Annotated in this window: 11 protein-coding genes; 2 read left to right on the forward strand and 9 right to left on the reverse strand. The window is 56.1% G+C overall.

All coding sequences use genetic code 11. From position 1 onward, the window contains the following. Positions 1 to 6 precede the first annotated feature (6 nt). Positions 7 to 846 carry a prephenate dehydratase gene (pheA, locus tag SynMVIR181_RS01995; protein ID WP_186589813.1) on the forward strand — a complete coding sequence of 280 codons (840 nt, stop codon included), beginning with the start codon at positions 7 to 9 and terminating at the stop codon, positions 844 to 846. Here pheA and SynMVIR181_RS02000 read toward each other — a convergent pair. The 9 genes from SynMVIR181_RS02000 to SynMVIR181_RS02040 form a co-directional block, all read right to left on the reverse strand. Beyond that, entirely contained in the window at positions 822 to 1,781 is a 960-nt protein-coding gene (locus SynMVIR181_RS02000) for a methyltransferase domain-containing protein (RefSeq protein WP_186589814.1), read from the reverse strand. The two genes, pheA and SynMVIR181_RS02000, sit on opposite strands and share 25 nt — an antisense overlap. Next, positions 1,781 to 2,443, reverse strand: coding sequence for an LON peptidase substrate-binding domain-containing protein (locus SynMVIR181_RS02005; RefSeq protein ID WP_186589815.1), 663 nt, complete (start codon positions 2,441 to 2,443; stop codon positions 1,781 to 1,783). Before SynMVIR181_RS02005 ends, SynMVIR181_RS02000 begins: the two co-directional genes overlap by 1 nt. A gap of 57 nt (positions 2,444 to 2,500) precedes the next feature. Then, positions 2,501 to 2,821: a 30S ribosomal protein S10 gene (gene rpsJ / locus SynMVIR181_RS02010; RefSeq protein WP_006042265.1), complete on the reverse strand. Its 321-nt coding sequence runs from the start codon at positions 2,819 to 2,821 to the stop codon at positions 2,501 to 2,503. 154 nt (positions 2,822 to 2,975) lie between these two features. Beyond that, positions 2,976 to 4,175, reverse strand: a complete 1,200-nt coding sequence (gene tuf / locus SynMVIR181_RS02015; protein WP_186589816.1) for an elongation factor Tu — start codon at positions 4,173 to 4,175, stop codon at positions 2,976 to 2,978. A gap of 41 nt (positions 4,176 to 4,216) precedes the next feature. Then, positions 4,217 to 6,292: an elongation factor G gene (gene fusA, locus SynMVIR181_RS02020; protein WP_186589817.1), complete on the reverse strand. Its 2,076-nt coding sequence runs from the start codon at positions 6,290 to 6,292 to the stop codon at positions 4,217 to 4,219. A 76-nt stretch (positions 6,293 to 6,368) separates the two neighbouring features. Then, positions 6,369 to 6,839, reverse strand: a complete 471-nt coding sequence (rpsG, locus tag SynMVIR181_RS02025; protein ID WP_186524548.1) for a 30S ribosomal protein S7 — start codon at positions 6,837 to 6,839, stop codon at positions 6,369 to 6,371. Between the two features lie 50 nt (positions 6,840 to 6,889). Beyond that, on the reverse strand, positions 6,890 to 7,264 hold the full coding sequence (gene rpsL, locus SynMVIR181_RS02030; RefSeq protein WP_186524549.1) for a 30S ribosomal protein S12: 375 nt from the start codon (positions 7,262 to 7,264) through the stop codon (positions 6,890 to 6,892). 77 nt (positions 7,265 to 7,341) lie between these two features. Next, positions 7,342 to 7,668 (reverse strand): AIR synthase, encoded by a 327-nt coding sequence (locus SynMVIR181_RS02035; RefSeq protein ID WP_038014828.1) that lies wholly within the window; start codon positions 7,666 to 7,668, stop codon positions 7,342 to 7,344. A 22-nt stretch (positions 7,669 to 7,690) separates the two neighbouring features. Next, positions 7,691 to 9,403 (reverse strand): phosphodiester glycosidase family protein, encoded by a 1,713-nt coding sequence (locus tag SynMVIR181_RS02040; protein ID WP_255444371.1) that lies wholly within the window; start codon positions 9,401 to 9,403, stop codon positions 7,691 to 7,693. A 114-nt stretch (positions 9,404 to 9,517) separates the two neighbouring features. Between SynMVIR181_RS02040 and gltB the strand changes: the two genes are divergently transcribed. Then, positions 9,518 to 14,116: a glutamate synthase large subunit gene (gene gltB / locus SynMVIR181_RS02045; RefSeq protein WP_186589819.1), complete on the forward strand. Its 4,599-nt coding sequence runs from the start codon at positions 9,518 to 9,520 to the stop codon at positions 14,114 to 14,116. Positions 14,117 to 14,127 lie beyond the last annotated feature (11 nt).

Consider the following 14,127-nt stretch of genomic DNA (forward strand, 5'->3'; position numbering starts at 1 on the left):
GATCCGATGCCGATGCGTGTGGCTTTTCTCGGGCCGGAGGGGACCTATGGAGAGCGGGCTGCTCGCAGCCTCATGAAGCTTGAAGATATCGAGAACCCAGTGCTGGTGGCGTGTTCGGGGCTTCGGTCTGTGGTGGAACATGTTGCTGATGGTCGCTGCGAATCGGCCGTGGTTCCTGTGGAGAACTCCGTTGAGGGTGGGGTCACGGCAATCCTTGACGCTCTCTGGTCTTATTCGAACTTGAGAATTCGTCGCGCTGTCGTTCTACCGATTCGTCATGCGCTGCTGAGCAGCGGGTCTCTTGACGGTATTTCGGAAGTCTTATCCCATCCTCAGGCTCTTGCCCAATGCAGCGGCTGGTTGGCACGTCACTTGCCGCAGGCCGTGCTACTTCCAGCAAGCTCCACCGCTGAAGCGGCCAGGATGGTGCGTGGCAGTCGCTTTAGAGCAGCCATTGCTGATCGCTCATTAGCGGGGCAGCAGGGACTCCAGGAGCTGGCCTATCCAGTGAATGATGTGGCTGGAAACCGTACCCGCTTCTTGTTGCTTCAGAACGGTGCGGTGAGTGGCGAGGGAGATGTTGCCAGCCTTGCCTTCTCACTGCATCAAAACGCGCCTGGGGCGTTGATCGAGGCCTTGCAAGCCATCGGCGATCTCGGGCTCAACATGAGCCGGATTGAATCGCGTCCTTCAAAGCGTGAGCTTGGTGAATATGTGTTTTTTGTGGATGTGGAGTTGCCCGGGCAACGAACGTCTGAATTGCTTGAGCGGCTGAGCACAAGCCTGCAGCCTCTGTGTGAACACCTTCTCCACTTTGGGGCTTACCCCAGTTCGGTGTTGGAGTGATCCGTTTTAAACACGCCAAACTGCATCATTCCTCGGGCAAAAGCCCAGCGCATTAACAGCAGCGTTGGTGTTTCCCGAAGGCCTTGGAGGACGGCCTTGGGGCCAAGACGCAGGATCGCATTGGGCCTGCGGATGCCTTCAAGGATGGACTCATTCCACGAGGGCAACGTGGCGTCTGTCCAATCGGCGGTGCTGATCGTGCCGCGCTGATGAGGGCTGGTTTCAAGGTTGTGGCGAAAGCCTCGGATGCTGGCGAATTCAGGATGCGCCCATTGCGTGAGTAATTGGTGCATCACCCAGCGTTCGCGCCGATCAAGGGCACCATCCACAGGATCGCGGCGGTTCCAGTCAGCAACGGCCAGACGCCCGCCGGGTTTCAGGACTCGTAGGAGTTCGTCGGCAAATCGCTGCTTATCGGGCATATGCGGACCGGCTTCGACCGACCAAACGGCGTCAAAGCTTTGATCCTCAAGTTGGAGGTTGAGGGCATCCATCACTGCGAAGCGACAGGGCAGCGAGTCTGGCGTTAGCTGGGTGGCTCTGTTTACCTGAGCAGGACTGATGCTGATACCCACTACGTCTAAGCCGTAGTCACGGGAAAGGATCCTGGCGCTTCCTCCGATACCGCAACCCACGTCCAAAACACGCGATCCTGGTGGTAATTGATCGAAGCCACTCCAGCGGATCAACGCATGGACGAAGTCGGCTTTGGCCTGCCGGAAATCGCGAGGCTGTGGTGGCGATCCGTAATGCCCAAGATGAACATGCTCACCCCAAAGGGATTCCAGTAATTGGTCGTCGGTCCAGGCGTCATAGGCGGAAGCAACGCTCTCACTGGAGTGGTAAGCGCGGTTGCGACGATTCCAGAGCTGGTAGGCGCCAGCCAAGAGCAGTAATCCAGCTGCTGTTGGTATGAGAACAGTTGGTGAAGGCATTAACCGTTGCTCGGATCGGTCTCTGACAGCGTGTCGCGTAAAACGGTGCGAGCAGCAAGCTGACGACGGGTCTCATCGAGCATTTCGAACTCCTGCTCTAGACGCGTGCGTGTGCTGGTGAGCTCCAGGAGATCCTGCTGTTGGTCTGCTACCGGCCCTCCTAAATGCGCTCCAATCCAAAAGGAAAGCTCGCGAGGAAGGTCTGGAAGGTCGTCAGGCAGTGAAGATTTGGAGTCGGTCAGTTTGCCCGTGAGTTCAACAACATCTTTCAAGGCTTGCGTTACGGTCGCAGCTAAGGCCTGCAATTCGCTGATGTTGTCGACAGGTTCGTCTTCGATCCAGCTCACCATGGCCGAACGAAAGGGCGTTTCTCTAGTGACGTTGAGCACTCGAAAGCGCTGTTGTCCGAGGGTCACGATGTTGCTGCGACCATCGTCTCCAGTTTGATGCTGGATGATTTCAGCACAACAGCCAACAGCGGCCATCGTTTGTTGATCCGGATCCCAACGCACGATGCCAAAGCGCCGATCTGTTTCTAAGACGCTCTGCAACATCATTCGGTAGCGCGACTCGAAAATATGCAGTGGCAGAACATCACTTGGAAATAGGACCACGTCCGGCAGAGGAAACAGAGGAAGTTCTCTGACGGACAGATCAGCCACGCAGGATTCAAGCGAAGAGCAGAATCCTAGGCAGCTGATCGTTGGATGGGGCTCCGATTAGAGCTTGACCTCGATGTCAACTCCACTAGGAAGGTCGAGCTTCATCAGAGCATCGATGGTCTTTGCTGAAGGGCTGTAGATATCGATGATGCGGCGATGGGTCCGCGTTTCGAAGTGCTCGCGTGAATCCTTATCCACGTGGGGCGAGCGCAGAACGCAGTAAATCTTGCGCTTCGTTGGCAATGGAATTGGCCCGATGGCCGTTGCTGCCGTGTTGTCGGCAGTTTCAATGATTTTGTCGCAAGAGAGATCCAGCATGCGGCGATCAAACGCCTTGAGACGAATGCGGATCTTTTGCTGAGCGATTGCGGTGGACATGGAGGCGGGAGAAAGTCCCTAAAAAGAGACCGAGAAGTTGGATTGTCTAGGTTCGGACAGGAAGAGCCTCAGGCAATGAAGCTCTTCCACTCAAGAACTGTAAGGGACGGTCTCACCGCAGTCAGCCTGACCCTTACAGGGATTGAGGATTAGATCATTCGATGATCTTGGAGACCACGCCAGCTCCGATGGTGCGGCCACCTTCGCGAATAGCAAAGCGCATGCCCAATTCCATAGCAACTGGGCAGATCAACTCACCAGTCATCTGGATGTTGTCTCCAGGCATGACCATTTCAACGTTGGAGCCATCTTCCGCTGTGAAAGCGGTGATCTGACCTGTCACGTCGGTGGTACGGATGTAGAACTGCGGGCGGTAGCCAGCAAAGAAAGGTGTGTGGCGGCCCCCTTCTTCTTTCTTGAGCACGTAGACCTGGCCCTCAAACTTGGTGTGAGGGGTGATGGAACCGGGCTTTACGAGCACCATGCCGCGCTCGATGTCTTCCTTCTGGATGCCGCGAAGCAGGAGACCTACGTTGTCGCCGGCCATGCCCTCGTCGAGCAGTTTGCGGAACATCTCCACACCGGTAACAGTGGTTTTGCGGGGATCTCTGATGCCCACGACTTCGACTTCTTCGCCCACTTTGACGATGCCGCGTTCGATACGACCCGTTGCAACGGTGCCACGTCCAGTGATGGAGAACACATCTTCGATCGCCATCAGGAATGGCTTATCGATTTCTCGCTCTGGCTCGGGGATGCTTTCATCCACTGCAGCCATCAGTTCTTCAATTTTGGCTTCCCATTCTGCTTCGCCCTCGATGGCTTTTAGGCCAGAGACTTGAACGACAGGAATATCGTCGCCGGGGAAGTCATAGCTGGAAAGCAACTCACGGATTTCCATCTCAACGAGTTCGATGATCTCTTCGTCATCAACCATGTCGCACTTGTTTAGTGCAACAACCAGGGCGGGAACGCCAACTTGCTTGGCAAGGAGAATGTGCTCCTTGGTTTGAGCCATAGGGCCGTCGGTGGCTGCACACACAAGGATGGCGCCATCCATCTGAGCAGCACCTGTGATCATGTTTTTCACATAGTCCGCGTGACCAGGGCAGTCAACGTGGGCGTAGTGGCGCTTATCCGTTTCGTACTCAACGTGAGCCGTATTAATGGTGATACCGCGTTCGCGCTCCTCTGGAGCACCATCAATGTCGGCATAATTTTGAACCTCGGCCATCCCCTTCTTGGCGAGCACGTTTGTGATCGCGGCGGTGAGGGTGGTTTTGCCGTGGTCAACGTGGCCGATGGTGCCGATGTTGACGTGGGGCTTGTTCCTTTCGAACTTCTCGCGAGCCATTTTGGTAAAGAATCTAGGGGTGAATTAAGGAAGTGTAGAGATCAGGAATTGCCCTGATTCTTGGAGATGATGGCCTCGGCCACATTGCGAGGAACATCCTCGTAGTGACTGAACTCCATCGAGAAAATACCCCGACCCTGAGTCATGGATCGGAGTTCGGTGGCATAACCGAACATCTCAGCCAAGGGCACCTTGGAAGAGACTTTAGACGTTCCGTCGTCGACGGACTGCCCCTCAACCTGTCCTCTGCGGGAGGAAAGGTCGCCGATGACCGAACCGAGGAAATCCTCGGGGACTTCGACTTCGACCTTCATCATCGGTTCAAGAAGCACAGGATTGCACTTCTTGACCGCATCCTTGAAGGCCATGGAGCCAGCAATCTTAAATGCCATCTCCGACGAGTCCACATCGTGGTAAGACCCATCGATAATCGTGCATTTGACATCAATCAGGGGATAACCAGCAATCACGCCTGACTCGCAGGTCTCCTTCATGCCTTGCTCTGCTGGCTTGATGTATTCCTTAGGGACGGTGCCACCAACAACTTTGTTGATGAATTCAAAGCCTGATTCAGGTTCTCCAGGCTCCATCTCGATCACGACATGACCGTATTGGCCCTTACCACCGGTTTGCCTGGAGAACTTCCCTTCTCCTTTGGATGAACCACGGATGGTTTCTCGGTAGGACACCTGAGGAGCACCGATATTGGCTTCCACTTTGAATTCGCGCAGCATGCGGTCCACCAGGATTTCGAGGTGGAGTTCGCCCATGCCCGCAATCACGGTTTGTCCCGTTTCCTGATCGGTACGGACCCGGAAGGTGGGATCTTCTTCGGCCAAAGACACCAATGCTTTGGAGAGCTTCTCCATGTCGCCTTTGGTCTTGGGTTCTACCGCAACTGAGATAACCGGCTCTGGCACAAAAAGTGTTTCCAGAACGATCGGATCATCTGTTGCGCAGAGGGTGTCTCCGGTGGTTGTGTTCTTGAGACCAAGAACGGCACCGAGATCTCCAGCACGCAAGGCGTCAACTTCTTCGCGATCGTCAGCTTTCAGCACAACGAGACGAGAGATGCGTTCTTTCGTGTCTTTGGTCGAATTCAAGACGTAACTCCCTTTTTCAAGGACGCCTGAATACATACGAACAAAAGTGAGCTTTCCGTAAGGGTCAGCCATCACCTTGAAGGCCAGAGCACTGAAGGGTGCACTGTCGTCGGATGGACGAACAGCTTCTTTGCCGTTTGGCAGAAGTCCTTGGATTGGAGGTACATCAATCGGAGCTGGAAGGTAATCAACAACCGCGTCGAGAACAAGTTGAACACCCTTGTTTTTGAAGGCTGAACCACACAGCACAGGAACTAGTTTGTGCTTGAGAACTCCAGTACGGATGCCTTGCTTCAAATCAGCATTTGAGAGTTCGCCTGATTCCAGAAACTTTTCGATGAGATCTTCATCATTTTCTGCAATCGTTTCCATCAAAATGTTGCGCCACTTGTCAACCTCATCTTTCATGTTTGCCGGAACATCTGTGACGTCGATGTCTTGGCCTAAATCATCTTTATAAATATTGGCTTTGTTCTCAACAAGATCGATGATTCCGCTGAGTTCGCCTTCGGCTCCAATCGGAAGCTGAATGGGAACCGCATTGGCCTTGAGGCGATCCTTGATTTGTCCAAAAACCTTCAAGAAGTCGGCACCAGTCCGATCCATTTTGTTAACAAACACCATCCGTGGCACGGAATAGCGATCGGCTTGGCGCCACACCGTCTCTGATTGCGGCTGCACGCCACCAACAGCGCAAAAAACTGCGATCACACCATCGAGAACGCGCATGGAGCGTTCCACTTCGATGGTGAAATCAACGTGTCCAGGAGTATCAATAATATTGATCCGGTGGTCATTCCAGCTTGTGGAAATTGCAGCGGCAGTAATCGTGATCCCACGCTCACGCTCTTGAGCCATCCAGTCGGTTACGGCTGCACCGTCGTGCACCTCACCAATCTTGTGCACCACACCGGAGTAGAAAAGAATCCTCTCAGTGGTGGTTGTTTTACCAGCGTCAATATGGGCTGCAATACCAATATTTCTGACGCGTTCCAGGGGAAAGTCGCGTGCCACAGGATACTCCGGGGTGGGGCGTTAAAAGCAAATGTGACTCTACATGTCAACCTGAGATAATCAGGTTGACTGAAGATCAGTAGCGATAGTGGGCGAAAGCTTTGTTGGCTTCAGCCATCTTGTGGGTCTCTTCCCGCTTGCGGACCGCACTACCGGCTTCGTTCGCAGCGTCCATTAATTCTCCAGCAAGCTTTTGAGACATGCTGCGACCATTACGGGCTCTTGAGAAATTCACAAGCCAACGAAGGGCCATTGCTGTGCCCCGTTCTTGACGAACTTCCATCGGAACCTGATAGGTCGCGCCACCAACACGTCGTGCACGCACTTCTACAAGTGGAGTCGCGTTTTTGACTGCCGTTTCGAACAGCTCGACGGGGTCACCACCGGTGCGTTCACCGATCAATCCAAAAGCATCCGAAAGAATGCGTTGGGCGGTGGACTTTTTCCCATGCTTCATCAACCGAGCCACCATCATCGTGGCGAGGCGATTGTTGAATTGTGGATCCGGCAGGATCGGACGTTTGACTGCAGCGTTACGGCGTGACATGAACCGTTAGGAGGGGAGTAACAGGGTGAAAAAAGTGGAAAGAGTGAGGATCACTCTTTGGGCGCCTTGGCGCCGTACTTCGAACGGGATTGACGGCGATCCTTGACACCAGAGGTGTCCAAGGTTCCACGAATGATGTGGTAGCGAACACCGGGAAGATCTTTAACGCGTCCTCCACGGATGAGGACCACGGAGTGTTCCTGAAGGTTATGGCCAATGCCACCGATGTAAGCCGTGACCTCGAATCCTGAGGTGAGGCGAACACGGGCCACTTTCCGTAGGGCCGAATTCGGCTTCTTCGGAGTGGAGGTATACACGCGGGTGCATACACCCCTGCGCTCTGGGCAAGCCCTAAGCGCAGGAGATTTTGTTTTCGCCTTGAGGGTTTGACGCTCGTGGCGGATTAGTTGCTGGATGGTTGGCATCGACGGTCGGGATGCGGCCGGAGACCCGACCTAGTTCGACAATCCGTCACCATACTGGTTCATCCGACCTTTTCTTCTCAACAGCGGGAAAATGCACTCCCGCATAGACAGCAACGCACATTGTCCTGGGGGCTGATCAGAAAGCCACCGCCACTCAGATCGCCGCGGTAATCCAGGCAAAGACCTTCCAGTAGATGAAGTTGCTCCTCTGGAGCGTGAAGCGTGACTCCGTCGGCTCGAGCCATGGCAATTCCTGCGAGATGCCCTGGGCGCAAGCGGATCACGTGTTGCTCACAACTTCCGGATACCAAGTCGAGGTGCATCAATCCTGGAGTCCCTGCTACCGCAGCCTGGCGACCGAGTTCCGCCGCAGCGGAGGCGCTGATGGAGAACGTGGCGCCCATAGCCGTTCGCATGCTGATGAACTCAGTTTGCCAGCACCTTGGATCCAGCACGCACAAAGCCAAGACCGTTTTGTACGCGTGGAGTGATGCCCCGCCCGGTCATCACTGTTGTATTGGCGATGAGCATGGTGGTTGAGCCGCCCCCATCGAGATTGAGTGCCTCCGTTATCCCAAGTTGACTTAGCGCCAGGCTTGTTTCCAGAAGGGTGGGATCACTGCCATTGGCGCCTTTGACGGCAAGGAGCCAAAGCCGATCCTTGTCTTGAGCCACAACGGTGCGCGGTGCTGAACCGGCAAGAAAGCCAGGGCTAAAGCCTTCCTGGCGTCCATTCAGAACCACCTTGCCTTTTTCTAGGAGAAGGGGCCCTCCCCCCAGCACTTGAGGACGTTCACCCAACGGGTTTGAGTTGCGGGTGTTGATGGTCACTGCATCCCCAACCTGAGCTGGAAGTGCCGTTCCTCCTCGGGCCACGATCAGGTCTCCCCCTAAAGGCAAAGGGACTCCGCGAACGAGGGCGGCTTGGTCGTACACCGCATCAACACGCCCTTCCCTGAGTGTCAACGCTTGCTCTTCTCCACTGAGCGCGCGATACGTTGGGCCCCAAGCCCTGGTGTAGCGACTGAGTCCGCGTTGGACATAGCCGCTGTTAAGCATCCCAAGAGGCCAGCGACGTTGCCCAACCACGGTCATCTCCTGGATCAACTGCAGGCGTCCAAACATCAGGGGGCCGTTGCGGTCCCAGCCGATGGCCCCTCGGTTGAGGATTGGACCTGAAAGCCACTCGTTGTTAAGACGAACAGCTCCAAGAGGAAGTTGGCGAACTCTGTTGAAAAAACCTCCATTCACCGCCACAAGCGCTTTGGCAGGTTGCGCCAACTGATTGAGGTAGCGCAGTCCGGGTTGGGCATGGCTGGGGGCAAGCGGGCGTAAAAGCAGAGCTGAGCTGTTGTGCTGAACGCCAGCTCGGTACAGCCTTATGGGCTTGACGCCAACTTGAACCACGCGCTGATCAAGAACCAACCCCTTCTTGATCGGACCTTGCATCTCTGGGGCGAGTAGCGCACGTTGAAAGGCTTGGTACTGACGCCGGCTTGTCGACGGATTTGTGGGGGTGATGCCGTCTAGAACAACCCGCCATGGCTCTTTAAGCGTCAAGGTCGAAAGCTTGCTCGATTGGCCCAGCAGCTTCAGCCCGCCCTGCCCCCGTCGTGTTTGCAAGCCAATCCTGCGCAGATGGCTTTCCTGCAGAGGCGTGATCTTTATTTGTAGGAGTAGATCATCGCCCTGGCGCTGAACGAGGGCAGGCCCACTGAGGTCCATCACGAGACGATTGGCGCTGCTTCCTTTGCCTTGTCTGAGTGTTTTCAGATGGGGTTGGGGAAGCTCCACTTTCAGAGTGTTCTTGCTTCGGTTCACTTGAACCCCAAGCGCGTTCAACCAGGGCAGTGCATCGAGGGCAACTTCATCCCCGATCGTGCGTTGCTGCAAACCGCTCAAGGGCAGTTGCACGCCGTACCACTCGAGACGTTCTCCGCCTTCATCGGATTGACGCTGAAATCCGATCTGCCCGATCAGGAGATCGAGAGGTAGCCAGAGCCGCTTTGGGTTTGTTGCTCCCTCGCCCTGCCATAGCCATGAGCTCGAGGTGTTGATGCCGCCAATCGTTAGGCGATCTCCACTGAACTGATCAGTGAGGCGAACCTCCGCACTGGGTACTGGCGGCGGAGGTGGCATTGCTGCATCCATGACTCGACGCTAGCTGGGGTGGGCGAATCCTTAGGATCCGGAATAGCTCAACCAGCTACGGATTGCGAATGCCGTTGCTGTTGTACGTCTCGACTGCAGGTTATGACCCAACTCACCGGTTCCGATTGGCCCTATTGCGACAGCAGTGCACCTGCTGCGGTTGCCGGGGAGAAGGACGCATGTGGTGTGGGTTTTCTGGCACAGCTGCAGGGTGAGCGCAGTCATTGGGTGCTTCAGCAGGCCCTTCGTGGTTTGGGTTGCATGGAGCACAGGGGTGGGTGCGGTGGTGATGGTGATTCCGGAGATGGTGCAGGCGTCTTGTGCGAAATCCCCTGGGAGTACTTGAGAGCGATTTGGCCAGAAGCTGCGAATGCCAACGGTCTCGGCATGATGTTTCTGCCGAAAGATCCCAGCCGCCGTGCCGACGTTCAGCGATTTTGTGATCAAGAGGCGCAGGCCCTTGGCCTGACGTCCGTTGGCTGGCGCGAGGTTCCGATCGATTCAGCGGTTCTGGGCCCGCTTGCGCGTGAAACAGCACCTGTGATTCAGCAGTGGTTAGTGCAGAGAGATGTTGATGCTGATGCTCTGGAATCTCTGCTTTTGCGCCTGCGCCGTCGTGTTGGAGCCAGGGTTCGCAAGGAATTTGGAGCCGAAGGCGCTCGCGATTTTTACGTCGCGTCCCTGAGTGGTCGAACTGTTGTTTACAAGGGGATGGTGCGCTCCGAGGTTCTCGCCCAGTACTACGCCGATCTGCGTGACCCTCGCTTTGCTGTGAGTTTTGCGGTCTACCACCGTCGTTTCAGCACCAATACGCTTCCCCGCTGGCCGTTGGCTCAGCCGATGCGCCTCTTGGGTCACAACGGTGAAATCAATACGTTGTTGGGCAATCTCAACTGGGCTAAGGCATCAGAAGCTGGCTTGGAAGACGTATGGGGTGAAGCTTCAGCCGACTTGATCCCGGTTGTGAACCCCGATTTCAGCGACTCAGCGAATCTTGATGCCACGCTTGAGCTGATGGTGAGGAGTGGACGCTCAATCACCGACAGCTTGATCACTTTGGTGCCGGAAGCCTTCCGAAATCAGCCCGATCTCGACAGCCGCCCTGATGTCACGGCGATGTACGAATTCAATGCCGGGATTCAAGAGCCATGGGACGGCCCAGCATTGTTGGTGTTTGCGGATGGGAAGCGCGTGGGCGCGACCTTGGATCGCAATGGGCTGAGGCCTGCGAGGTGGTGCACAACGGCTGATGGGTTCGTGATCATGGGATCCGAGACCGGAGTGGTGGATCTCAGCGGAAAGACTGTTGTTGAAAAAGGGCGCTTAGGTCCAGGTCAGATGGTGGCCGTTGATCTTGAGCGCGGCGAGCTGTTGACCAATTGGGCGGTAAAGGAAGACGCGGCCCAACGTTTTCCCTATGGCGATTGGTTAAAGCAGTATCGCCGCTCCGTTTCGGCTCAGCCTTGGACTCAAGACTGTCAAATCAGTGAGCTTGATTTGCTGCGCTTGCAAACGGCGATGGGCTTCACCGCAGAAGATCTTGATCTTGTGATTGAGGACATGGCAGGTCTTGGCAAGGAGCCCACCTATTGCATGGGTGATGACATCCCCTTGGCGGTGCTCTCCGACAAGCCTCACCTTCTCTACGACTATTTCAAGCAGCGCTTCGCTCAAGTCACCAATCCACCGATTGATCCCCTGCGAGAGAAATTGGTCATGAGTTTGGAGATGCACTTAGGGCAGAGGCGGCCTGCTGTGAAGCCTCAGGCCGCGGCCGCGGCCTTGATTCACCTCGATACTCCAGTTCTCAATGAGGAGGAGCTGAGTGCTCTGTCTGATCAAGGGCTAGTGGTGCGATCCCTCTCGACCCAGGTTGCAGTCGAAGCCTGCGCGGGTGGGCTGCAGTCGGCCGTGGATGCTCTCTGCTCACAGGCGGAAGAGGCGGTCCGCAATGGCGCTCAGGTGTTGGTTCTGTCGGACCGCGTGAATGCTGACGGGCAGCCTGCGGAACTGATGGCCACCACTGTGGCGATGCCCGCTTTATTGGCGGTAGGAGCGGTGCACCACCACCTTTTGCGCCAGAAATTGAGACTCCACTGTTCGCTGGTTTCGGAGACCGCTCAGTGTTGGAGCACCCATCACATGGCTTGCCTGATTGGTTATGGCGCCAGCGCTGTTTGCCCATGGCTCACCTGGGAAACGACGCGCCATTGGCTCGCTCATCCCAAGACCCAGAAGCGGATCGAACAAGGCAAGTTGCAATCTTTGGATCCCGATAAGGCCCAGGCGAATGTGCGCTTGTCCCTTGAGAATGGGCTCCGCAAAATCCTCTCCAAAATCGGTATTTCGCTCCTAGCGAGTTATCACGGAGCTCAGATTTTTGAGGCCATCGGACTAGGCGCCGATGTGATTCAAAAGGCTTTCGCGGGGACGACCAGTCGCGTTGCTGGGATGACGCTTCCAGAGCTTGCCAATGAAACGCTCTCGTTGCATGCCAAGGCTTTCCCTGAGCTGAATCGCAGCAAGCTTGAGTTCATGGGTTTTGTGCAATACCGCACGGGTGGTGAGTACCACCTCAATAGCCCGGAGATGTCGAAGGCTCTGCACAGTGCCGTTAAAGCTGGTCCTGGATACGACCACTTCTCCACCTACAAAACCCTGTTGGAAAACAGGCCGGTCACAGCTCTTCGCGATTTGCTCGAGTTCAAGCTGGCTGCGACGCCCTTGCCGATGGATCAGGTGGAGAGTGCCGAAAGCCTATGTACTCGCTTTTGTACAGGCGGCATGAGCCTGGGAGCTCTTTCAAGAGAAGCCCATGAGGTGTTGGCCGTGGCCATGAACCGTATTGGCGGGAAGAGCAATAGCGGTGAGGGTGGTGAGGACCCGATTCGTTTTCAGGTTCTCCATGATGTGGATGGAGATGGTCGCTCGTCGTCTTTCCCCAGCATCGGTGGGCTGAGAAATGGTGACACCGCCTGCTCAGCGATCAAGCAGATTGCTTCGGGCCGGTTCGGGGTGACAGCGGAATATTTGCGCAGCGGCAAGCAACTTGAGATCAAGGTGGCTCAGGGAGCGAAGCCTGGTGAAGGTGGCCAACTGCCTGGGCCAAAGGTGGACGCGTATATCGCTGGGCTGCGCAACAGCAAAGCCGGCGTTGCGCTGATTTCGCCTCCGCCCCACCACGACATCTATTCCATTGAGGATCTCGCCCAGCTCATCCATGATCTGCACCAGGTGCATCCCAAAGCCCCTGTGAGTGTCAAGTTGGTGGCTGAGATTGGGATCGGCACGATCGCGGCTGGTGTGGCGAAGGCCAATGCCGATGTGATCCAGATTTCTGGTCACGATGGCGGCACGGGAGCATCGCCGCTGAGCTCGATCAAGCACGCCGGCAGTCCCTGGGAGCTGGGCCTAACCGAAGTGCATCGATCGTTGTTGGAGAACGGGTTGCGTGATCGCGTCTTGCTCCGTGCCGATGGCGGTCTCAAGACCGGTTGGGATGTGGTCGTCGCTGCCCTGCTCGGCGCAGAGGAATATGGCTTTGGGTCTGTAGCGATGATCGCTGAGGGCTGCATCATGGCCCGTGTTTGTCACACCAATAACTGCCCCGTAGGCGTGGCCACGCAGAAAGAAGCGCTACGCAAACGCTTCACCGGTGTGCCCGAACATGTGGTGAATTTCTTCTGGTACGTGGCGGAAGAGGTGCGTCAATTGATGAGTGTCTTGGGAGTGGCGCGTCTTGAAGATCTGATTGGACGCAGCGAGCTGCTGCAGCCGCGTTCCGTTGCGCTTGAGAAGACCAAATGCGTGGATCTCTCCAGCTTGTTGGCTCCAGTGGGAGACGCCAACGACCGCTCCTGGCTCAAGCACAGCCCTGAAGCCCATGGGAATGGTCCGATTCTTGAAGATCATCTCCTCGCTGATGCAGGCTTCATGGCTGCTGTCGAAAACCATGGCTCTCTCAGCCGCACGATCGAGATTGTTAACACCGATCGCAGTGTTGGTGCACGATTCGCTGGCGAGATCGCTCAGCGCCATGGGAATCGTGGCTTTAAGGGGCAGCTGAATCTGAACTTCCGCGGAGCTGCCGGCCAAAGCTTTGCGGCCTTCCTTGTTCAAGGCATGACCATGCGCTTGGAGGGTGAGGCCAACGACTACGTCGGGAAAGGCATGAACAGTGGTCGGATCACTCTCGTGCCTGGTGATGGTGTCGCCAACCCTGGCGATCAGGTGATTCTTGGCAACACCTGTCTTTATGGCGCCACTGGGGGTGAGCTTTTTGCCCATGGCCGGGCTGGAGAACGCTTTGGCGTTCGTAACAGCGGAGCTCGCGCCGTGGTTGAGGGAGCCGGGGACCACTGTTGCGAGTACATGACCGGAGGCGTGATTGTGGTGCTGGGAGGCACCGGTCGCAATGTGGGTGCCGGCATGACCGGAGGTGTGGCGTTCCTGTTGGATGAAGCGGGCGGCGTCCAGGCCCGCGTGAATCCTGAAATCGTGGAGGTGGTCAGCATCACCACCCCACAACAGGAGTCTTTGCTGAAATCACTCCTTGAGGCTCATGTCAACACCACCTCTAGTGAGAAAGCCAAGGCGTTGCTTTCGGATTGGACCAACGCCAAGTCGTTGTTCAAGTTGTTGGTGCCCCCAAGCGAGCGAGCAGCGATGGGGCTTGAAGCGCGTGAGGTGGTTGCAGCCTGATTGCTCCGTAC

It is taken from the genome of Synechococcus sp. MVIR-18-1 (assembly GCF_014279835.1).
Taxonomy (GTDB): domain Bacteria; phylum Cyanobacteriota; class Cyanobacteriia; order PCC-6307; family Cyanobiaceae; genus Synechococcus_C.